Raw genomic sequence first — 21,715 nt, forward strand, 5'->3', positions numbered from 1 at the left:
TCACCGGCTTTTGATTTCCGGATGGCGCTGTAATTTGGCAGAAGACCTTAGGAGGAACGGCCAATGAACCGTCGCGACTTTCTCTGGGGCGGTACCGCCGCCACCGCTTTGATCATCGGAACCGGAGCGGCGTTGCGCATGGGCGGCGCGAAGCCGGCTTTAGCCGCCGAGACCTTCGAGGTCACCAAGACCGATGCCGAATGGCACGCCATCCTTTCTGACGCCGCCTTCGACGTGCTGCGCAAGGAGGGCACCGAGTATCCGGGCACCAGCCCGCTGCTCAACGAGCACCGCAAGGGCATCTTCGCCTGCGCCGGCTGCGACCTGCCGGTCTATCCGTCGGAGACGAAATTCGATTCCGGCACCGGCTGGCCGAGCTTCTGGCAGGAGATTCCCAACGCGATCGGCAAGACCGAGGATCGCTCGCTGGGCATGACCCGCACCGAGGTGCACTGCCGCCGCTGCGGCGGCCATCTCGGCCATGTCTTCGACGACGGCCCGCCGCCCACCGGCCTGCGCCACTGCATCAACGGTGTGGCGCTGAGCTTCAAGCCGGCCGCGGCCTGAGATTAGATTACGGTCTGTCCAAAAAATGACCCCGGAAATCTTGCCGATTTCCGGGGCCACGCTTTGAGGATGCCAGGCGGGGGTTCCGGCTCCTCAATGGCCTCCGCCGCCTCCGCCGCTCTGGTCGGCCGGCTTGTTGATGAACAGCACGAACAGTCCGAGCGTGGCGAACAGCGCCGTCAGCATGAAGAACACGTCCATGAAGGACAGCAGCGCCGCCTGCTGCTGGACCATTCCGGACAGCTTCGAGATCGCCGCGCTGCCCGCGTCGAGGCCGGCGGTCTGCTCGAAGTTCAGTGTCATGTTCTGCAGCTTGGCCTGGGCTGCCTCGCTGCCCCACTGCACATGCTCGGAGAGCCGTGCGTAGTGGAAGGCATTGCGGTCGATCAGCACCGTGTTGATGATGGCCAGGCCGACGGCGCCGCCGAGGTTGCGGGTCAGGTTGAACAGGCCCGACGCATTCTTCAGCCGCTCCGGCGGCAGCGTGCCGAGCGCGATGTTGTTGATCGGCACCATGCACAGCATCATCGAGCAGCCGCGCAGGATCTGCGGAACGAGCAACTCGTAGAAGTCCCAGTCGGCGGTCAGATGGGTCATCCACCACGTGCCGGTGGCGAAGCCGAAGAAGCCGATCATCATCATCAGCCTGAGATCCATCTTGCGCGACAGGATGCCGGAGATGGGCGCGGTGAAGAACATCGCCAGGCCGCTGACGAACAGCGCCTCGCCGATCATCATGGAATCGTAGCCGCGGATGCGCCCGAGGAACACCGGATAGAGATAGGTGAGCCCGTAGAGCCCGATGCCGATGACGAAGGAGAACATCGAGCCGAAGGCGAAGTTGACATTACTGAAGGCGCGAAGATCGACGATCGGCTCCTCGGCGGTGAACACACGCCAGAAGAACACGACCGCGCCGATGGTCATGATGACGGCGCAGATGAACACTGCCTGGTCCTGCAGCCAGTCGTTGTTCGGGCCTTCCTCCAGCACATATTCCATGCAGCCGAGGAAGGCGGCCATACCGGCCAGGCCCCACCAGTCGAACTTGCTGAACAGCTTGAGGTTCGGCTTGTCGAAGTCGATCAGCGACCAGGCCGCCGTCGTCACCAGGATGCCCGGCACGACATTGACCAGGAACAGCCAGTGCCAGGACATGGCGTGGCTGATATAGCCGCCGACCGTCGGGCCGATGGTCGGCGCCAGCGTCGCCACCAGGCCGATCATCGGCGAGACGACGGCGCGGCGGGACGGCGGGAAGATGGTGAAGGCGGCCGCGAAGACGCTCGGGATCATGCCGCCGCCGATAAAACCCTGGATGGCGCGGTAGACGATCATCTGATCGATGTTGGTGGCCGTCGCGGCAAGCGCGCTGGCCGCGGTGAAGCCGGCGGCGGCGATCGTGAACAGCACGCGCGTCGACAGCATGCGGCTGAGGAAGCCGGATAGCGGGATCATCACTACTTCGGCGATCAGATAGGCCGTTTGCACCCACGGGATCTCGTCGGAGCTGGCGCTCAGGCCCGCCTGGATCTCGGCCAGCGATGCCGAGACGATCTGGATGTCGAGGATCGCCATGAACATGCCGAACACCATCGCCAGGAAGGCGATGACGCGGCGCACCGGCATGTGGTCGGCGGGCGCGGCGGCTGCCGACCGTGCCGGCACCGATCCTGCGGTGATGGTTGTTGCGGTTGCCATTTCATGGCCTCCCTAAGGCAATTCCAGGAAAGGCGCGGAGCGGTTTTCCGTCCGGAATTGCGTCAAAACAAATGCTTAGAGCGGGTCGGCGATTCCGGGAAAATTTGAACCGCTCTGAAGCTTGGGCGGTTCAGCGCTCTATCGGCCGCTGAACCGCCCCCCAAAGTGCCTAGTTCGTGGTCGCTGTCGGCGCGGTGCGGCTGTCGGCGGCGACGATGACGCTTAGGCCGGCGCGCAGCTTGCCTGCCTTCAGCACGTCGGCCGGCACGTCGATGCGGACCGGAACGCGCTGCACGACCTTGGTGAAGTTGCCGGTGGCGTTTTCCGGCGGCAGCAGCGAGAACACCGCGCCGGAGGCCGGCGCCAGCGACGAAACCGTGCCTTCGAAGGTCTGGCCGTCGATGGCGTCGACCGTGATGCGGACCTTCTCGCCGGGCAGCAGCCGGCCAAGCTGCGTCTCCTTGAAGTTGCCGACGATGTAGAGCTTATCCATCGGCACGACGACGGCGAGCTTCTGGCCCGGGCTGACGAGATCGCCCTGCTCGACCGAGCGGTTGCCGACGACGCCGTCATAGGGCGCCTTGAGCACGGTGAAGGAAAGGTCGCGCTGGGCCTTGTCGCGGGTGAGCTGCAGCGAGGCGAGCGTGCTTGCCTGCTCCGCGCGCTGGGCTTCCAGCACGCCGATATTGGCTTGGGCCGCGGCGATCTGCGCGTCGGCGCCGGCAAGTGCTGCCTTGGCCTGGTCGAGCGCGGTCTGAGCGTCGTCGAGCTGCGCCTGCGTGCCGACATGGGTCTTGACCAGTTGCGCCGCACGGGCCTGGGCGCGCGCCGCATTGTCGGCCGCCGCCTGGTCGGCGATCTTCTGCGCTTGCGCTTGCGTCAGCGAGGCCTGCGCCGCCTTGGTCTGCGCGTCGATGCGGTCGAGCGTCTTCGCCAGCGTGGCGATCTGGGCCTCGGCCTGGGCGACGGCGATTTTGTAGTCGCCGTTGTCGATGACGAACAGCGGATCGCCGGCCTTGACCTTCTGGTTGTCGCTGACCAGCACCTTATCCACATAGCCGGAGATTTTCGGCGACACGAACGACATGTCGGCCTGGACATAGGCGTCGTCGGTGGAGATCATGAACCGGCCGTCGGCCCAGTAATTGTAACCATACCAGGAGCCGGCGCCGAGCAGGGCAAGCCCGATGATCGGCAGGAGCAGAGAACGAAGAGAGCGCTTCTTCTTGGCCGGCGCTTCGACAGGCGCGACGGGTGCGGGCTGCAGGGGCACTTCCGGCGCTTCGGTTGACGGCTGGACCTTGGCGGCGGGAAATGTGCGGACTTCGGCGGTGGCGGGCGCGTTCGAGGACATGATAATCTCTCTGGGTAGGTCAGTCAGACTGAACCGTTCGGTTCGAATTGGTGATTGACATAGCGCGGAAAGAGGCCCATATCAAGAGCAAATCGAACCGCCTGGTTCGAAATATTTCGTGAGGTGTGACTTTAATGGTCGAAACGACAGCAGACAGCGATCTGCTCGACCTGCGCAAAGGCCGCCCGGCGGCCGGGCAGGATCCGGTCAAGCGGGCCCAGATCATCGAAGGCGCGCGCCGCGTCTTCATCGATAAGGGCTTCGAGGCCGCCTCTATGAACGACATCACGCGCGAGGCAGGCGTCTCCAAGGGCACGATCTACGTTTATTTCGCCAACAAGGAAGAGCTGTTCGAGGCCCTCATCGAGGAAGAGCGCGGCAGCATCTTCAAGAACATGTATGAGGTGCTCGACCATTTCGACGATCTGCGCAAGACGCTGGTGAAGTTCGGCATGGTGCTCTCCGCCAAGATCACCTCGGCCAAGGTCATCCAGGCGCAGCGCACCGTGGTTGGTGCCTCCGACAGGATTCCCGAGCTTGGCGCCCGCTTCTACGAGCGCGGTCCGAAGCGCGGCCACGACAGGGTGATGGTCTTCCTCAACGAAGCCGTCGAACGCGGTCTCCTGAAGATCGACGATGTCGACCTCGCTGCCTATCAGTTCACCGAGCTGTGCCTCGCCGGCCTCTTCCGGCAGTGCATCTTCTCCTATCGCACCAAGGCGCCGAGCCCGACCGAGATCGAGCATGTCGTCCGCTCCGGCGTGAATGTCTTCCTGAAGGCCTACGGCACCGAGAAGCTTGCCGCAGAGGAGCAGGCGTCGGAACCCGCCTGACCGAGGCGCGCCTATCGCTAAGCGGAGCCCGTCGGAAGGGCTTGTTAACCATCGGTTCCTATGTCTCGGGACACGTTTGTTCGATGAGTCTCGAGTGTGACATCCATGCGTTTTTCCCGTGCCAATCCCTCCGGCGCTTCCGCCTACGGCGACGACGATTACAGCCATTCGGACGCGCGGGACCATGGCGCGGCCGCGGCGCCTCAGGGGCAAACCGGGCAGGTCGTCCCGCTGCGAGCCTCGGTCGAAGCCGAATCGAACGCCGCTGCCTCGTTCGATTCGACTGGCGAGTTCAGCCGTCCGGCCTGGCAGCAATATTTCTTCCTCGCGCCCAACGTGCGTTTCACCCGGACGCCGGATTCCGATAAACGGCCCACACAGCAGCCGGACGACGAAGCGCCGGCCAAGCCGCCGGTCTCCACCGGCGTTGCCATCCGCCCGGCTTCAGCGGCGCCTGCGGTGGTCAATCCGGTCCGGGCGGTTCCCGCCGCGGCCCACGCCGCCGCCCCTGTCATGCCGCCGCAGGCCGTCGCCACGCCGCCGCGGGCAGTCGCCACTCCGGCGCAAAAGCCGCAGCCGCCGAAGTTGCGCTGGTCCTATCTTTCCGATCATGCGTTTTTCGAGTTCAGCATGCCCTTGCTCGCCGAGCGCCTGGCGCGGGCACGCCTGAACGATCCGTCGCGGCTTCCCGCCGCTCCCGCGCCGGCGGCGGCGCAGCCGAGCCACTCACGCCCCATCGCCATGGGCGAGGCAACCTCGCTCTACCGCGTCATCGAATGGCGCTCGAATGGGCCGGCCGCAAGTCCTGCTACGGTGACAGCGCCGGCCGGCAGACCCACCGCCCGGCCCGCTCCGGTGGCGATCGAACCGCGCGCGCCCGAGGCGGCCGTCGCCGCGCCGGGCGCCAATGTAAGGAGCGCCCGGACCGCCAGGCCCGCGCCGTCCCTGCCTGTCGCCGGCAAGGCCGTGCCGCGGGCCGCCCCGGCCGGCTACGAGCTGCCTTCCGAGGACCTGCTGCAGATGCCGCCGGAAGGCCAGGGCTTCTACATGTCGCAGGAGCGGATGGAACAGAACGCCGACCTGCTCGAAAGCGTGCTGGAGGATTTCGGCGTCAAGGGCGAGATCATCCACGTCCGGCCGGGTCCGGTCGTCACGCTCTACGAGTTCGAGCCGGCGCCGGGCGTGAAATCCAGCCGCGTCATCGGATTGGCCGACGATATCGCCCGCTCCATGTCGGCCATCTCGGCGCGCGTCGCCGTCGTACCGGGCCGCAACGTCATCGGCATCGAGTTGCCCAACGAGACACGCGAGACCGTCTATTTCCGCGAGCTGATCGAATCGGCCGGCTTCCGCAACACCTCCTGCAAGCTGGCGCTCGGCCTCGGCAAGACGATCGGCGGCGAGCCGGTCATCGCCGAATTGGCCAAGATGCCCCATTTGCTGGTCGCGGGCACCACCGGCTCGGGCAAGTCGGTCGCCATCAACACCATGATCCTGTCGCTGCTCTACCGGATGAAGCCGCAGGAGTGCCGCCTCATCATGGTCGACCCCAAAATGCTGGAGCTGTCCGTCTATGACGGCATCCCGCATTTGCTCACGCCCGTCGTCACCGATTCCAAGAAAGCGGTCACCGCGCTGAAATGGGCGGTGCGCGAGATGGAGGAGCGCTACCGCAAGATGGCGCGCCTCGGCGTGCGCAATATCGACGGCTACAACCAGCGCGCCGCCGCTGCCCGCGACAACGGCGAGGTCGTGGTGATGCAGGCGCAGGTCGGCTTCGAGAAGGGCACCGGCGAGCCGCTGTTCGAGGAACGGGAGATCGACCTCGCGCCGATGCCCTACATCGTCATCATCGTCGACGAGATGGCCGACCTGATGATGGTGGCCGGCAAGGAGATCGAAGGCGCCATCCAGCGGCTGGCGCAGATGGCGCGTGCCGCCGGCATCCACCTGATCATGGCCACGCAGCGCCCGTCGGTCGACGTCATCACCGGCACCATCAAGGCCAATTTCCCCACTCGCATCTCCTTCCAGGTGACGTCCAAGATCGACAGCCGCACCATTTTGGGCGAGCAGGGCGCCGAGCAGTTGCTCGGCCAGGGCGACATGCTGCATATGGCCGGCGGGGGGCGCATCGTGCGCGTACATGGCCCCTTCGTCTCCGATCTGGAGGTCGAGCACGTCGTGGCGCATCTGAAGGCGCAAGGGCGTCCGGAATATCTCGATACGGTCACCGCCGACGAGGAAGCGGAGGAAGAACCAGCTGACGCGGGTCCGGTCTTTGACAAGGGCTCGATCGACTCCGAGGATGGCGACGCCCTCTACGAGGAAGCCGTCAAAGTGGTCAAGCGCGACAAGAAATGCTCGACCTCCTACATCCAGCGCCGCCTCGGCATCGGCTACAACCGCGCCGCCTCGCTGGTCGAGCGCATGGAGAAGGAAGGCCTGGTAGGCGCCCCGAACCATGTCGGCAAGCGTGAGATCCTAACCGGCCGGCGCGACCAGGCGCCAAAGCGCGACGAGGCGGATTGATGCGGATCGGGCGGGCGTTTCAGCCGCCGTTCGCCGCCAGAGCGATCGCCGCGCGCAAATCGTCGAGCCCCTCGGTCTTTTCTGATGATGTCGCCAGAACCGCCGGAAACGCCGCTGGCCGCTTCTTGATCTTGGCGAGCGTCTCCTCGACCAGTTTCGGCACGCCGGCCGCCTTGATCTTGTCGGTCTTGGTAAGCACGACCTGGTAGGAGACCGCAGCCTTGTCGAGCAGCGACAGCACCTCCTCGTCCTTGGCCTTGATGCCGTGGCGGGCATCGATCAGCACATAGACACGCTTCAGAGTGACGCGGCCTTGCAGATATTCGTAGATGAGTTTCGTCCACTCATCGACCTTGTCCTTCGGCGCGCTGGCATAGCCGTAGCCCGGCATGTCGACCAGCGCCATCGGCGGCAGGTCGGCGCCTTCGCCGGAGAACCCGTCCGGCACGAAATAGTTGAGCTCCTGCGTCCGCCCCGGCGTGTTGGAAGTGCGCGCCAGCCCCTTCTGGCCGACCAGCGCGTTGATCAGCGACGACTTGCCGACATTGGAGCGGCCGGCGAAGGCGATCTCCGGCGGTCCTTCCGGCGGCAGGAATTTCATCGAAGGCACGCCGCGGATGAAGATCCAGCCGCGGGTGAACAGCTCCGGCCCGATCTCCTGCTTGTCGGTTGTCGTGTTCAAGCTGAGGCCTCCAGCCTGGAAATGTCGGCGCCCCGTATGGCATCGAGGTTGCGGCTGATCTTGTCGACCGGCCAATCCCACCAGGCCGCTTTCAAAAGCCGCCGCACCGTGAACTCGTCGAAGCGCATCTTCACCACCTTGGCCGCGTTGCCCGCGACGATCGCATAGGGCGGCACGTCGTGCGTGACAACCGATTTCGCCGCGACGATGGCGCCATGGCCGATATTGATGCCCGGCATGATCACGGCATCCATGCCGATCCAGACGTCATTGCCGACGATCGTGTCGCCGCGGACCTCCGTCGACCAGGTCTCAGGGTCGAAACCTTCCTCCCAGCCATGGCCGAAGATGTTGAACGGATAGGTCGAGAAGCCGGACATCGCATGGTTGGCGCCGTTCATGATGAAGCGCGCGCCCTCGGCGATGGCGCAGAACTTGCCGATGATGAGCTTGTCACCGATGAAGGGATAGTGATGCAGCACGCATTTCTCGGCGAATTTGTCGGGACCGTCGGGGTCGTCATAATAGGTGAAGTCGCCGATCTCGATGTTCGGCGCGGTGACCAGCGGCTTCAGGAAGCCGACGCGCGGATGCATCGCAATGGGATGCTTGATGTGGGGATTGGGTCCGGTCATGGGCTGGCTCCGTCCGCCTTGCAGCGACAGCGGAGCTTATATGGACATGCGCCGGCTGGGTCTACCCGCGCAACCGGGGTCCCGCGAAGCAGCGCGGGACCCCGGTCTGCCGGACGACCTCCCAAACACCGGCGTCGCTGCGCCGGAAGCCGTCGCGGCGTTATTGGGGAGGACCGGAAAAGCTACGAGGAATGCCGGGCCCGAGTTTCCGGCGGCGACAAAAAACAGTTTCCGGCGGCAACAAAAAACCCCGGACCAGCCGGGGTTTTCGTTCTCGTGATGTGATGCCGGCTATTCCGCCGGCGATGGTTTCTTGCGGAACAGCGCCGCCAGATTGTCCCACAATTCGATCTTGGCGCCCTGGCGCTTCATGATCACGCCCTGCTGCAGCATCGACAGCGTGTTGTTCCAGGCCCAGTAGATGACCAGGCCCGCCGGGAAGCTGCCCATCATGAAGGTGAAGATCACCGGCATCCAGGTGAACACCGCGGCCTGCGTCGGGTCCGGCGGCGCTGGGTTCATGCGCATCTGCAGGAACATGGTGATGCCCATCACCACCGCCCAGGCGCCCATATGCGGCAGGAATGCCGGCGGAGCGAATGGCAGCAGGCCGAACAGGTTGAACAGCGAGGTCGGATCGGGGGCCGCCAGGTCGTGGACCCAGCCGAAGAACGGTGCATGCCGCATCTCGATGGTGATGTAGAGCACCTTGTAGAGCGAGAAGAAGACCGGGATCTGCAGCGCCACCGGCCAGCAGCCGGCCAGCGGATTGATCTTCTCCGTCTTGTAGAGCTCCATCATCGCCTGCTGCTGCTTCATCTTGTCGTCCGCGTATTTCTCGCGGATCTCCAGCATCTTCGGCTGCACCTTCTTCATGTTCGCCATCGACGCGTAGGACTTGTTGGCGAGCGGGAAGAAGATGGCCTTGACGATGACGGTGGTAGCGAGGATCGCCAGGCCGAAATTGCCGAAGAATTTGTACAGCGTGTCGATCAGCCAGAACATCGGCTTGGTGATGAAGTGGAACCAGCCCCAGTCGATCAGGAGGTCGAAGCGCTTGATGTGGCGGTCTTCCTCATAGGCGTTGATCTTGGTGACTTCCTTGGCGCCGGCGAACAGCTCGGTCTCGACGGTCGCCGACCGGCCGGCATCGACATTGATCGCATCGGTCATGAAGTCGGACTGGTAGCGGTGGCGGCCGTCCTCGAAATAGGCGTAGCGCGGCTGGAACGGCTGTTTTTCGGTCGGCACCAGCGTCACCGCCCAGTATTTGTCGGTGATGCCGAGCCAGCCGTCGGTCGACTTGCCGGGCTGGAACTGCTTGTCCTTCTCGATCGACGCGTATTTGTGCTCCTGCAGGCCTTCGGCGCCGGTATATCCGATCAGGCCTTCATGCAGCACATAGGTGCTAGCGACGGCCGGCTTGTCGTAGCGGGTGACGCGGCCGTAGTTGAACAGCGAGACGGGAGCGCTGCCCGAATTCTGCACGGTGTCGGAAACCGTGAACATATAGTCGTTGTCGACCGAGATGGCGCGCTTGAAGGTCAGGCCCTTGTCGTTGGTATAGGTGAGCGTCACCGGTGTCGTCGGCGTCAGCGTCGGGTTGCCGTCGACGGTCCACACCGTTTCGGAGCCCGGCACCGCTCCGGTCTTGTCGTTGCCGACGAAGCCGATCTCGGCGAAATAGCCATTGGGCAGCGACGAGGGGTTGAGCAGCTCGATCTCGGGTGAGGTCTTGTCGACCGTCTCGCGATAGTGTTTCAGCCTCAGGTCGTCGAGGCGCGCGCCGGTGAGGTTGATCGAACCCTCGAGGCTCGGCGTGTCGATCTTGATGCGCTTCGACGCCGCAACCGCCTGATCCCGGCCGGCCGCGGTGACGGCCTCGCTGCCCGGTGCGTTGGGAATGGTGCCTGGCGCCGGAGCCGGTGTCCCGGCCGCGCCGGAATTGGCGCTGCCGCCCGCTTCCTTCTTCTGCGCTTCGGCGCGCTGCTGCTCGATGCGGGCCTGCTCGCGCTGCTGCTCCATCTTCGGGTTCATGTAGAACACCTGCCACAGCGTGAGGATCAGCACCGACAGCGCGATGGTGATGAAGAAATTGCGGTTGTTTTCCATCGAAAGCCTTGGCCTATCGTGTTCCGCGCAGCCGGCGGGAGAGCTCGGCCTTCAACTGGCCGAACGGAATGGCAAGCACGTCTTCGCGCCCGACGATGACATAATCATTGCCGGGCGCCATGTCATCGGCGGCATGCGTTCGCACGGCTTCCCTGAGCCGCCGCCGGACGCGGTTGCGCACCACGGCGTTGCCGACCTTCTTGGTGACGGTGTAGCCGACGCGCGGCGCACCATCGTCGCCGCGGTCGAGAACCTCGACGAGAAAAAGCCGTCCGCGGCGCTTCTCGCCGCCGCGCGCAGCCAGGAAATCCGCGCGTTTCAGAAGCCGCCCGGGAGTTTGTCCCTTTGGCTTGCCGGTTGCGGGCAACGCTCTCGTCTTTCGTTCAGGCGCTGAGCCGCTTGCGGCCGCGGTTGCGGCGGGCTGCGACGACGCCGCGGCCACCCTTGGTAGCCATGCGGGCACGAAAACCGTGCCGGCGCTTGCGGACGAGTTTGGACGGTTGGTAGGTACGCTTCATTTGTTTTAATACCGCGGCGTGCGGCCCTTCTTGATTCTGTCACTTTGTAACAGGAGCTATGCCGGGCCGGTTTAGGCGCGATCGAAACCGCGCCGGGACGGATGGCCCGAGCGTGAGCGGGCTTATAGAAAGAAGGATTTTGGAAGTCAATCCAGCCCGCTCCAGGGCATTTATTTCACGGGGCAAGGGCGAATATTTCACGGGGCAAGGGCGAAATTGGCAAAAAAGCCGCAAATCGCATAATCTTGCCCTATCAAGCCTTCGTGAAGACCGCGTCATGACGAGTGAAGTCCTGTCCACGGATGAAAAGGCACGCCCGGAGGTGGTGGACTCGCCGCGCCGGGTGCCGCTGTCGCGCGGCCTGTCGACCAAGCTTCTGCTCCTCACCATCGTCTTCGTGCTGCTCGCCGAAATCCTGATCTTCCTGCCCTGGATCGCCAGCTACCGGGTGAGCTGGCTGAAGGAGCGGCTGGGCACCGCCGCAGCCGTCTCGATCGTCTTGTTGCAGGGCGAGGCCAACTCGCTGTCGCACACCGCCCAGAACGACGTGCTGATGGCGATCGGCGCCAAGGCGATCGCGGTGCGCGACGGCGGCGTCTCGCGCCTGCTTGTCGTGGCCGACATGCCGCCGCAGGTCGACGAGCATATCGACATCGCCAATGTCGGCCTGGTCAACGGCATGACCGGTGCGCTGGAGACGCTGTTCTTCGGCGGCAACCGCATGCTGCGCGTCTTCGGCCCGGTCGGCGACAGCGACAAGGAATTCGAGCTGATCATGCCGGATCGCAGCCTGCGCAATGCGATGCTGCGCTACTCGCGCAACGTCGCCGTCGTCTCGCTGCTGATCTCGCTGTTCACCGCCATGCTCGTCTATGCGGCGATCGACCTGATCATGATCGGGCCGATCCGCACCATGACGCGCTCGATCCTGTCCTTCTCCGAGGCGCCGGACGATCCCGGCCGCATCATCCGCCCCGGCGACCGTGCCGATGAGATCGGCGTGGCCGAGCGCGAGCTGTCGCAGATGCAGGAGCGGCTGCAGAAGATGCTCACCGAGCAGAAGCACCTCGCCGACCTCGGGCTCGCCGTGTCGAAGATCAACCACGACATGCGCAACATCCTCGCTTCCGCGCAGCTGATGTCGGACCGCCTGCGCCAGGTGAAGGATCCGACCGTCCAGTCCTTCGCGCCCAAGCTCTTGCGCGCGCTTGACCGTGCCGTCGCCTATTCCGAGGGCGTGCTCGCCTACGGCCGCGCGCAGGAGCCGGCGCCGTCGCGCCGCCGCCTGCGGCTGCGCCAGCTGGTCGACGACGTGCACGGCCTGCTCGACATCGAGGAAGGCATCGAGTTCATCAATGCCGTCGAGCACGCCTTCGAGGTCGACGCCGATTCCGACCAGCTTTTCCGCGTGCTCACCAATCTCTGCCGCAATGCCGTACAGGCGATGGCGGCGGACAAGGAGAGCGCCGTGGTGCGCCGGCTCGCCGTCTCCGCCGAGCGCCTGGGCAGCGTCAGCCGCATCGTCGTGACGGATACCGGCCCCGGCCTGCCGCCCAAGGCGCGCGAGAACCTGTTCGCGGCCTTCCGCGGCTCGGCGCGCAGCGGCGGCACCGGCCTTGGCCTGGCGATCGCCTATGAGCTGATCCGCGCCCATGGCGGCACGGTGGAACTGGTCGAATCGATCGGCGGCCGCACGGTCTTCGCCGTCACCATCCCCGACCAGCCGGTGCGGCTGGACCAAGCGCGCGGAAGTTTGCGCCGACCTGCCTAAGGTGTGCCGAGATTCAGGTGAGGCCGGTCTGCAAACGGCGGTTTCCTGCGCTTCCGGTGCTCACGTACTTCAAGTACGCTCCGCTCCGGTTCTCGGAAACCACCATTGTCGACTCGGCCTGACCTGAATCTCGACACACCTCAGCACTGGCGAGGTGCTTGCGACAAAACTTTTGCCGGGCCGGCTTGCTTTTCCGAAATTCAGTCGTTAGGGAACACTCCACATCGCGGCCGGCAGTCTCGACCGGATCGCGGGGCCATGTCGCACATGGCCTAATGCGCGCCCGTAGCTCAGCTGGATAGAGCACCAGACTACGAATCTGGGGGTCAGGAGTTCGAATCTCTTCGGGCGCGCCATTCCAACCACTTGAAATCTCTCAGTTTTTTGCGCTCGCAGGCGAGGCGGTGCCGGCTTAGTTTCCGGAATTCAGCCGGTTTTGGAAGGTCGGCGGCGCCCGGCGGCAAAAATCGCAGCGTGGGTGCGCGCTCTGCCTTGCGCCGCTACCTGAATGGACGCCCGGAGCGCAGCAGTTGGGAGGCGTTCGACAGGCCAAAATCAGGCGCAAAGCTGCCGTTGGTGTCGTGGATACGTGCTGAGCTTCGGGGGCCAACTGAAGCCTGTCCGTTTTCGCGAGAAAGCGGCCGATGCGTCCAGTGTATCGCGGGCTGTTTTGCACCACTGAAGCGAGTCATTCAGTGTGGCGACGCGATGCCGATCGAATAGCTGCAACCAAGTGGCTGTCTTCGAAGCGTTGCTGATCAAGGCCACGTCATGAGGACCATCGGACATCTTCGCGGCATCGGCTGTGACAGTAGCGCCTCGCTCACCCGCACCGGGTTCGCGCCACCTCTTTCGGCAAGGAGCAGCGCCTCCGCGACGGCGCAAATATTGCTGCTGACAATCAGCTGGTTGGCGAGCTTGGCAAGGCTGCCGGCGCCCACCGGGCCGACATGGTTGACGCAGCCGATCGAGGCAAGGATTGGCGACAGCGCGTCAATGCGGTTTGACTGGCCCGGTCCGACAAATCGAGCGCCGGCACTTCTTCCATAATTAGCGCTCGCTTATGGAACCTTCTGGCTGCTATTCCATTGCAATCTAATGCAAGAATCTGTCCAGCGCATCCGGACACGGGCACCGTCCCCACGCTACTCGTTGGTGCTGCCGATATACAATGAGGAAGAGGTGTTGTCCCGGCTGGTCGAGCGGATCAGCGCACTGATCGCAAAACTGGACGGAGAGACCGAGGTCATCTTCGTCGACGACGGCAGCCGCGATCGAAGCGTGAGCTACTTGCGCCGCATGGTCGCCGCCGAACCAAGCTTCCGCCTGATCGAGCTTTCCCGCAACTTCGGCCACCAGATCGCCATCACCGCCGGCATGGAAGCGGCCTCCGGCGAAGCCGTGATCGTCATGGACGCCGACCTGCAGGATCCGCCCGAGGTCGTTCTCGACCTGGTGGCAAAGTGGAAGGACGGATTCGAGATAGTCTACGCAAAGCGCGTCAGGCGCGAGGGCGAAACCTGGTTCAAGCGCTTCACCGCCAGCCTCTTCTACCGCCTGCTGGAGAGGATGACACCTGTCGACATCCCGCGCGATGTTGGCGACTTCCGCCTCGTCGGCCGCAAGGCGCTGGACACGTTCAGGCGCATGCCCGAGCACGACCGCTTCGTCAGGGGCATGTTCGGCTGGATGGGTTTCAGGCAGGCGGCGGTGCCGTTTGAGCGCCCCGCGCGGACGCTTGGCGAAACCAAATACCCATTCTGGAAGATGATGCGGCTTGCAATCCACGGCATCATCAGCTTTTCGGAGCGGCCTCTGCAACTGGCGCTGTTGACTGGATTGGCGATTTCCGCGTTCGCCCTGGCATTCGGCGGCTACGCCATCGTTGCCTGGATCCTCGATGCCGGTGTGATTGCCGGTTGGACATCGACGGTGGTGATCGTGTCGCTGCTCATCGGCATCAATCTCTTCATGACCGGCGTGATCGGGCTTTATGTCGGCAGCATCCATGCGGAGGTGAAACGGCGCCCGCTCTATGTCGTCGAAAGGCTGAGCGGCTTCGACCGGCCGATGCGCGTCGCCTCCCGCGGCAAGCGCGCATCGTTTCGCAAGTCCGGGAATGGGGTTACGGCTGATGTCCGAGCTCTTCGACAGCTATAGGTCCAGCTACGGCGAGGCGGTCGAGGGCTCGATCCGGTTCTCCGGGCTTCGGCATGATTTCTTCCTGCGTGCCAAGGCCGAGCTTCTGCGACGCCTGATCGTCGAGCAGGACCTCCGGCGGGGCAGTCCAGGCGTGCGCGCGCTCGATGTCGGCTGCGGCGTGGGCTCGCTTCATCCCTATCTCGCGGATGTCTTCGATCGCCTCGACGGCTGCGACGTGTCGGAGGAGTCGCTCTCGCGCGCCAGCAGGGAGAACCCGCGTGTCGCCTACAGCACGTGCACCACCTCGCACCTGCCTTACGCGGATGGCATGTTCGACCTGGCGTTCGCCAGCTGCGTCATCCACCACGTGCCGCCTGCGTCGTGGCTGGATTTCTTCCGCGAGATGCGGCGCGTCGTTCGGCGAGGCGGACTTGGCTGCATCATCGAGCATAATCCTTATAACCCACTGACGCGCATGGCGGTGTTGAGATGCCCGTTCGACAAGGACGCCGTCTTGCTTAGCGCGCGCAAGGCGGTATCGCTGCTTGGGCAGGCGGGCTTCCGCGACGTCCGCTGCGAGCATTTTCTGCTCCTGCCGTCGGCCAGGCCGCTTGCCCGGAAACTGGAACGCGCGCTCGCCGGGCTGCCGCTCGGAGCGCAATATGCCTGCGTTGCCCGTGCCTGAGAATCGTGCTGTCGCCGGCGCGAAGCTCCTGGCGCGCTTCGCTTCGGTCGGCCTTGTTGCCACGATCCTCTATGCCGTCCTGACCGCAGTCTTTGCCGGATCGGACTGGCTCGGCCTCGCGCCAGTGGAGGCCTCGCTCGCGGCTTACGCGGCCGCCGCCCTGTTTTCCTATCTGGCGCACAGATCCTTCACGTTCATGTCGGCCGGCTCGCACAGGTCGCAGGGGCCGCGTTTCCTGCTGCTGACGATCGCCGGCCTCGCCGTGGCTTACGCGGCGCCGTCCCTGCTAACGGTGACGCTTGGCCTGCCGCTCGCCGTTCCCATTCTCGTCACCTCCTTGGCCATCCCAGCGCTCAACCTTCTTATGCTCGATCGCTGGGTCTTTGCCGAGCGGCGCCGGCGGGATGACGGGCCGGCCTGAGGATCAAAGCGCATCCAGCCGGAAAGACCTCAGTTTGATGGCGCGGTTGTAGATGTTGCTCGCATCGGCGCTTTGCGGGATGGCGTCGGGATAGTCGAACCGCATGTCCAGCGTCGCCTTGCCGGCCAGCACGGCGTGCGGAATGACGAAAGACACCGTCGTCGCCAGGTCGCCCGACAGCATCGCCCGATACACGTCGGTGCCATTCGCCGAGATGACGATCCTCTGCCAGGTCTGCGGCGGGCGAATGACGGCGGCCATTTCCAGCGTCGCCCGAAGCCCATCGCGGAGCGGCGGCAGGGCAAGGCGCAGGCGCGAGCTCTCGCCCAGCGAATGGGTGCCGTCAGCCACCGGACCCGACCAGCCGCAGACCCTCATACCGGCTGTTTCCCTGGCATCGTCGGAGCGGAACGACACGGTCCGGCCTGGCGTGTAGCGTCCCACGGCGTCGCGGTTGAGGCAGGTCGTCGTCTTGTCTACGTAATAGGCGCGATAGTCCTCGTTGACATTAGGGTTGAGGGCAAGCCCGAGGATAGCGATCTCGGCCGCCGCTAGAGCGCCCGCCATCGCGTATCCGCAAAGCAGGACTGCGGGCCGGGTCGATTTCGTCAGCTCAGACCAGCGCAAGATAGCCTCCAAGCCACGCCACGGTCATGAAGTAGCAAGTAGCGACGAAGACAATCAGCACCACCACGAACGTCGGCTTCGAGGCCGACAGCAGCACGGCCGTCAGCATCGTCAGGGGCGCAAGGCCGACAACATAGCGGACCATTGAAGCCAGGTTCGAGGTTAAAGGCAAGATGAGGGCCATCGCGCAGAAGAGGGCCGCGCCAAATTGCCTGCGAACCGCCAGCACGGCCGACAGCGCCAGTGCCACGATTGCCGTCAACGCGCTCCATTGCGGCGCAGTGGGCTGCCAGCCAGGCCTGGGGTGATAGGACAGGCCCTCCCAGAGGAACAGCAATGGGTTGCCCGTCACGCGCCCGAACGCGCGCTGGACGTGGACGAACGCGAAGCCGTCCCCGACAGTGACGTAAAGGTAGAGGATGTAGGCGAACAGGCCGGCGGGCGAGATGAGTATGGCAATGATGAGATCCGGCCGGCCGAGCAGCCAGCGTGGAAAGCCGATGACCGATCCGCCCTTCGCGCGATGCTCCTCGAACATGCGAATGATGATCGCGAACACGGCCAGCACGCCAACGACCCTCGTTGCCGAGAGGAGCGCACATGACAGCCCGGCGGCGACATAGCTGGAGCGCTTGAGCGCCAGGAAAAGGCACGACGTCACAAGCACGAAGAGTGGCTCGGTGAGGAAGGTGGCAAAATAGAACGAGAACGGGCCGCTCAGCAGGAAGGCGCAATAGAGCACATAGGCTCGCATGTTCTTGTCCATGAGCGGCCATGCCACCAGGCACGAGAGATAGCCGAACGCCAATGATGCCACCGACGCGATCGCGATGGTGGAGAAAGGAAGAATGGTGCGGACCGCCGCCACCAGCATCGGATAGAGCGGAAAGAATCCCCAGCGTCCGACATTGCTGTGGCCCGGAATGGGAAAGCGCTCATAGCCCTGCTCGGATATGTCCACATACCAGGTGCAATCCCATTTGCAGAAAGCGCGGGCGTACACCGCGAGGCTCGGATCCGGCGACACCGACGCAAATGCGGCATAGCGGATGACAAGACCGCTCAACAGGAACAGCAGCGGCACTGTCGCCACCGCGATCACCGTGAGGCGAATGCCGCTCTTTGCACGCGCCAAATCTTCGACTGCCAAATCCGCCTCCACCCGTCCGGATGGCATCGCCAACGGCTCCGCATCGGCGCGGACTCCTAGCGAACTGGCCTAGCCTTCCGACACTGCATACGTAAAGCGGCGGTGGGATTTTTAGTTCCGCTGCGCGGAGCTTCAGCACTGCACCGAGCTGCAGGTTGCCGAGATCGGTTATCGGTGTGGATGCGCCAACCCTAGGACGTTTTTTCGCCAAGTCACAGGCTATTCTCTAAGTGCATCGCGCCTTCGGAAGAAGGATATCTCCGGGCTTGCGAATATGCCTTCTGCCGAGCGTCGCGACGGCATGTTACCAGTTTGCCGAGCGTCGCCGAGGTTCAATTCACCTGCGGCTCCATCCGCGCCTGTGCGACCAGCCGGCGTTCGAACTCCCATAGCAGGATCGGACACGCCAGAAGAGCGGCCGAGCCAAGGCCGAGGGCCGCGCCGGCGCTGCCTGCCCAAAGCGCAAACTTGCCACCGAGCCAGGGGGCGACGAGCATCATGGCGTAGTACACCGTGTAGAAGAGGCCCATTCCAAGCGCCCGGGTCGACGGCGTCAGCGCGCGTGTTGGCAAGCTCATGATCGCTCCGGCCGGCAGGCCGCAGACCAAGCCGAGCGCAACCAAGGAGGGCAGCGCCTCAGAACCGCGCCACAGCACGGGAACCAATGCCGCGAAGGCAAGACAGCCTGCCGCCAGCATGGCGTTACGGCTGGCGCTGCGATCCGCGAGGTAGCCCCCGATTGGAACAGACAGCGCGGCGAGCCACAGCACAATGCTGACCGCAGAGCCGGCCGCGGCGGTTGACCAGCCGCGTTCGACCAGCATCGACGGCGCGAAACTGAAGATCATGGCGAAGCCGACATTGTAGAAAGCCCATATCGAGCCTGCCAGCAGCACGGCCCAGACGGCCTGCTTCCCAAGCCGCGAGGTTTCCACCGAAACCGGAGCGGCGGGCTGACCGGGCCGCTGGTAGAAAAGGCCCACCAGTACCAGTGCCGCGGCGATGAGTGTCATCACCGCGATCCGGGTACCCGCTATGCCGAATTCCGCCTGGATCAGCGGCAGCACAATAAGCGTCAGGGCAATGCCCAACGGCCATGAGTTGATGAAGATCGCCATCGCCGTGGCGATCTGCCGGCCGGCGAACCAGTCGACGACCATCTTGGTCATCAACACGTTCAGCACGACGCCGCCCATACCGGAGATCAGCCTGCCGGTGACCTGCACGTTCCATGAAGACGAGGTGCACAGCAGGATTTCCCCGGCCAGCATCAGGGCTAGGCCGGCGAGCACGGTCGCCTTGTCGCCGAAGCGCTTGCCGATCGCGCCGCCGGGAAGCGCGAGCGCAACGCCCGGCGCGAAATAGAGGCCAATGAGCACGCCGATATCGGCGAGGTTCGCGTTCAGATCCTTGCCCAATTCCGGCGCTACGGCCCCGATGCTCTGGAACTGCGCTGCCATCGCCGTGCGGGCGACAAACAGCACGGCAAGGATCGTCCAGCGACTGCGCACGTTCCCCCCCACGGATTCCGAATTATCCAGGCCTGATGTTTTGGTTCAATCGGAAGAAATTGGTCGGGTCGTATTGCTTCTTGATAGCGGCGAGGCGCGCATAATTTCCGCCGTACGCATCACGCACGCGCTCGTCACCCTCATCACCAAGATTGTTGGCATAGACACCGCCGGTGGAGAATGGTCTGACCGCATTCCACAAGTCGCGCGCCCAGCGGATATTTGCCTCGTCGTCGGCCGGATTGTCCCAAATAGCGATCGGGAAGCAGTCAAGGGCCGCATCGCGATTGGCGTAGGGCGAATGTGACGCGGGCAAGCGAGCGATCGCTCCGCCGACTTGCTGGAAAACCAGCAGGGACGAGTGGTTGGGAGCCCTCGCGTAACTGTCGAGCAGCGCGTCGATCGCACCATCGCTGATTTCACGCAGGAATTGCGCCTTCCAGTAATAGCGTCGCCCGCGCGGAAAGAGGCTGTCGCCCGCCGATTGAATCTGGAGATAAGGAACGGCTTGAAGGCGGCTTTCGATGGGGGATCCGAATTTCATCAGCGGCGCGATAACGGGTTCGCCCGCCTCGGGTGACCCGACATAGCAAGCCGAGATGCTGAACGCACGGCCGCCCGAAGGCAGCGTGACGAGCGCGGCATCGACGCTCACCTCGTCCGGGGCGTCGCGGGAGAATTTGTCGTAAAATCGCATTGCCTCGCGCGCCTGCTCGTAGGCGTGAAGCACCGAGCCGACCAGAAGCGCCGGGCCGAGCGGGTGCAGCCGGTATTCGAACGCCGTCACTATGCCGAAATTACCGCCGCCGCCGCGCAAGGCCCAGAACAGATCGGGGTGCTCGCCGGCGCTTGTTCGCAACAGCCGACCGTCGGCCGTGACAATCTCGGCCGCGATCAGATTATCGCAGCTCAGGCCGTGCTTGCGCCCGAGCTTGCCGAAGCCTCCACCGAGCGTCAGGCCGGCAATACCGGTGTCGCTGTTGACGCCCATGGTCGTCGCAAGACCGTGCGCCTGTGTGGCGGCGTCGAACTCGCCGAGGTTCAGACCGGCTTCGGCCCTGGCGATGCGGCGCTCGGTATCGACGACGATCTTCTTCATGCGCGATAGATCGATCACCATCCCGTCGTCGCAGACGGACAGGCCGGCGACGTTGTGGCCGCCGCTGCGAACCGCCACGAGTGAGCCTTGCGACCTGGCATAGGTCACGGCATGGACAACGTCATCGGCATTGGCGCAAAAGACAATTGCGGCAGGGCGTTTGTCGATCGTTCCGTTCCAGACCCTGCGCGCCTGTTGGTAGGCAGCGTCTGTCGGCAACACCAGCTCGCCCCGTAAGAGCCGCCGTAGCTGTTCCATCGCCGTGCTCGAAGGATGGGATCGGCCCATTGGTGCATCGGTCTGTCGTGGAAGCTCCATCGCTGTCGCCCTCGGTTTCCGGCAGGACGATGGTCTCACAGGGGCGCAACCTTTTGCAAAAGCGAAATTCTTGGCTGCCGGATGAGTAGAATTCATCTACGCTGCCGACATGACAAACCGCCCGCCGCTGCGCGCTTTGCACGCCTTCGAGGCCGCCGCTCGGCACGGCAGCTTCAAGGCCGCGGCGGCTGAACTCGGCGTGACGCCGACGGCGATCAGCCACCAGGTCCGCTTGCTGGAAGACATATGCGGTCTCAAGCTGTTCCAGCGCCGGCCGCGCCCGCTCGTGCTGACGAGCGCGGGAGCGCGGCTGTTTCCTATCCTGCGCAACGGTTTTGATCTTCTCGCCGGCTCCCTTGCCGCGGTCGCGGAGCCGGATGTTCAAGCGCCATTGCGGGTGACAAGTCCGAACGCTTTCGCCAGCCGATGGCTGGTGCCCCGGTTGCCGAAATGGCGAGAGGCCAACCCGGCCGTGCCGTTGGAGATCATCGGGACGGACGCGCTGCTCGATCTGCGCGCCGGCGCCGCGGACGTGGCGATCCGCTACACACGGCGCCCGCCTGTGGGCTTTGCGGGGCAAGAGCTGTGCCGCGATTCCTTCTTTCCCATTTGCAGTCCGCGATTGCTGGCAAGCGATGGGCGCTCGATTGAGCGCGCCGCCGATCTCCTGCGCTATCCGTTGATCCATTTCGACTGGATGAACCGGGATCCGGATGCTCCCACCTGGCGCCGATGGCTGGCGACGGCCCGTTCAATCGATCCCGACCTGATCCCGGACAAAGCCTGGGATCTGAGCTTCCGCGAGGAGCTGCATGCGATCGATGCGGTTGTCGCCGGGCAAGGCATTGCGATCTGCAGCGACGTTGTGGTCGGCCGCGAGCTGGAAAACGGCTCGCTCGTCAAAGCGCATCCATTGTCCCTGCCGGGCTACGGCTTTTATGTCGTATGGATGCACCACAGCCCGCGATCCGCGGTGATAGAGTCCTTCCTGGCGTGGATGAGAACCGTCATTTGAGACTGTCGAACGTGGGATGAAGCGCCTCGAGCGCGGAGCCTT

20 protein-coding genes and 1 tRNA gene are annotated in these 21,715 nt (G+C 64.3%); 9 read left to right on the forward strand and 12 right to left on the reverse strand.

The window, feature by feature from the left end; translation table 11 throughout:
* Nucleotides 1-63: 63 nt before the first annotated feature.
* Nucleotides 64-567, forward strand: coding sequence for a peptide-methionine (R)-S-oxide reductase MsrB (gene msrB, locus EH240_RS21360; RefSeq protein WP_125002311.1), 504 nt, complete (start codon nt 64-66; stop codon nt 565-567).
* 93 nt (nt 568-660) lie between these two features.
* On the opposite strand, the gene EH240_RS21365 is transcribed toward msrB, so the two are convergent.
* Together EH240_RS21365 and EH240_RS21370 are read right to left on the reverse strand one after the other, a co-directional pair.
* Nucleotides 661-2,268 carry a DHA2 family efflux MFS transporter permease subunit gene (locus tag EH240_RS21365; protein ID WP_125002313.1) on the reverse strand — a complete coding sequence of 536 codons (1,608 nt, stop codon included), beginning with the start codon at nt 2,266-2,268 and terminating at the stop codon, nt 661-663.
* A 169-nt stretch (nt 2,269-2,437) separates the two neighbouring features.
* Nucleotides 2,438-3,622 (reverse strand): HlyD family secretion protein, encoded by a 1,185-nt coding sequence (locus EH240_RS21370; RefSeq protein WP_125002315.1) that lies wholly within the window; start codon nt 3,620-3,622, stop codon nt 2,438-2,440.
* A 134-nt stretch (nt 3,623-3,756) separates the two neighbouring features.
* Between EH240_RS21370 and EH240_RS21375 the strand changes: the two genes are divergently transcribed.
* Both EH240_RS21375 and EH240_RS21380 read left to right on the forward strand, forming a co-directional pair.
* On the forward strand, nt 3,757-4,455 hold the full coding sequence (locus tag EH240_RS21375; RefSeq protein WP_125002317.1) for a TetR/AcrR family transcriptional regulator: 699 nt from the start codon (nt 3,757-3,759) through the stop codon (nt 4,453-4,455).
* A 105-nt stretch (nt 4,456-4,560) separates the two neighbouring features.
* The gene (locus tag EH240_RS21380; RefSeq protein WP_125002319.1) at nt 4,561-6,987 is read left to right on the forward strand and encodes a DNA translocase FtsK; all 2,427 of its coding nucleotides are present in this window, start codon (nt 4,561-4,563) and stop codon (nt 6,985-6,987) included.
* A gap of 19 nt (nt 6,988-7,006) precedes the next feature.
* Here EH240_RS21380 and yihA read toward each other — a convergent pair whose 3' ends face one another.
* The 5 genes from yihA to rpmH form a co-directional block, all read right to left on the reverse strand.
* A complete protein-coding gene (yihA, locus tag EH240_RS21385) occupies nt 7,007-7,669 on the reverse strand; it encodes a ribosome biogenesis GTP-binding protein YihA/YsxC (protein ID WP_125002321.1) in 663 nt (220 codons plus the stop codon).
* Nucleotides 7,666-8,304, reverse strand: coding sequence for a CatB-related O-acetyltransferase (locus EH240_RS21390; protein ID WP_125002323.1), 639 nt, complete (start codon nt 8,302-8,304; stop codon nt 7,666-7,668). Before EH240_RS21390 ends, yihA begins: the two co-directional genes overlap by 4 nt.
* A 291-nt stretch (nt 8,305-8,595) precedes the next feature.
* Entirely contained in the window at nt 8,596-10,416 is a 1,821-nt protein-coding gene (gene yidC / locus EH240_RS21395) for a membrane protein insertase YidC (RefSeq protein ID WP_125002325.1), read from the reverse strand.
* A gap of 13 nt (nt 10,417-10,429) precedes the next feature.
* On the reverse strand, nt 10,430-10,783 hold the full coding sequence (gene rnpA / locus EH240_RS21400) for a ribonuclease P protein component (protein ID WP_125002327.1): 354 nt from the start codon (nt 10,781-10,783) through the stop codon (nt 10,430-10,432).
* 16 nt (nt 10,784-10,799) lie between these two features.
* A complete protein-coding gene (gene rpmH / locus EH240_RS21405; protein WP_008833937.1) occupies nt 10,800-10,934 on the reverse strand; it encodes a 50S ribosomal protein L34 in 135 nt (44 codons plus the stop codon).
* 277 nt (nt 10,935-11,211) lie between these two features.
* Here rpmH and EH240_RS21410 point away from each other — a divergent pair, with 277 nt between their 5' ends.
* Entirely contained in the window at nt 11,212-12,705 is a 1,494-nt protein-coding gene (locus EH240_RS21410) for a sensor histidine kinase (protein WP_125002330.1), read from the forward strand.
* Nucleotides 12,706-12,984: 279 nt separating this feature from the next.
* Nucleotides 12,985-13,061 (forward strand) — tRNA-Arg (locus EH240_RS21415).
* Between the two features lie 402 nt (nt 13,062-13,463).
* Here EH240_RS21415 and EH240_RS21420 read toward each other — a convergent pair.
* Entirely contained in the window at nt 13,464-13,646 is a 183-nt protein-coding gene (locus tag EH240_RS21420; RefSeq protein ID WP_425374819.1) for an NAD-binding protein, read from the reverse strand.
* 157 nt (nt 13,647-13,803) lie between these two features.
* Between EH240_RS21420 and EH240_RS21425 the strand changes: the two genes are divergently transcribed.
* The 3 genes from EH240_RS21425 to EH240_RS21435 are packed head-to-tail and all read left to right on the forward strand — an operon-like array spanning nt 13,804 to nt 15,953.
* The gene (locus EH240_RS21425) at nt 13,804-14,865 is read left to right on the forward strand and encodes a glycosyltransferase family 2 protein (RefSeq protein ID WP_125002332.1); all 1,062 of its coding nucleotides are present in this window, start codon (nt 13,804-13,806) and stop codon (nt 14,863-14,865) included.
* On the forward strand, nt 14,840-15,532 hold the full coding sequence (locus EH240_RS21430; protein WP_125002333.1) for a class I SAM-dependent methyltransferase: 693 nt from the start codon (nt 14,840-14,842) through the stop codon (nt 15,530-15,532). The genes EH240_RS21425 and EH240_RS21430 overlap by 26 nt, the downstream gene beginning before the upstream one ends.
* Nucleotides 15,510-15,953, forward strand: coding sequence for a GtrA family protein (locus EH240_RS21435; protein WP_125002335.1), 444 nt, complete (start codon nt 15,510-15,512; stop codon nt 15,951-15,953). Before EH240_RS21430 ends, EH240_RS21435 begins: the two co-directional genes overlap by 23 nt.
* A gap of 3 nt (nt 15,954-15,956) precedes the next feature.
* On the opposite strand, the gene EH240_RS21440 is transcribed toward EH240_RS21435, so the two are convergent.
* The 4 genes from EH240_RS21440 to EH240_RS21455 form a co-directional block, all read right to left on the reverse strand.
* On the reverse strand, nt 15,957-16,520 hold the full coding sequence (locus EH240_RS21440) for a hypothetical protein (RefSeq protein WP_125002337.1): 564 nt from the start codon (nt 16,518-16,520) through the stop codon (nt 15,957-15,959).
* A gap of 46 nt (nt 16,521-16,566) precedes the next feature.
* Nucleotides 16,567-17,757: a hypothetical protein gene (locus tag EH240_RS21445; RefSeq protein WP_245436257.1), complete on the reverse strand. Its 1,191-nt coding sequence runs from the start codon at nt 17,755-17,757 to the stop codon at nt 16,567-16,569.
* A 305-nt stretch (nt 17,758-18,062) separates the two neighbouring features.
* A complete protein-coding gene (locus EH240_RS21450; protein WP_125002387.1) occupies nt 18,063-19,241 on the reverse strand; it encodes an MFS transporter in 1,179 nt (392 codons plus the stop codon).
* 22 nt (nt 19,242-19,263) lie between these two features.
* Nucleotides 19,264-20,658, reverse strand: coding sequence for an FAD-binding oxidoreductase (locus EH240_RS21455; protein ID WP_206075305.1), 1,395 nt, complete (start codon nt 20,656-20,658; stop codon nt 19,264-19,266).
* 109 nt (nt 20,659-20,767) lie between these two features.
* On the opposite strand from EH240_RS21455, the gene EH240_RS21460 reads away from it, so the two are divergent.
* A complete protein-coding gene (locus tag EH240_RS21460; RefSeq protein WP_125002341.1) occupies nt 20,768-21,673 on the forward strand; it encodes a LysR substrate-binding domain-containing protein in 906 nt (301 codons plus the stop codon).
* The last annotated feature ends 42 nt before the right edge of the window (nt 21,674-21,715 follow it).

The organism is Mesorhizobium tamadayense (assembly GCF_003863365.1).
Classification (GTDB): Bacteria; Pseudomonadota; Alphaproteobacteria; order Rhizobiales; family Rhizobiaceae; genus Mesorhizobium; species Mesorhizobium tamadayense.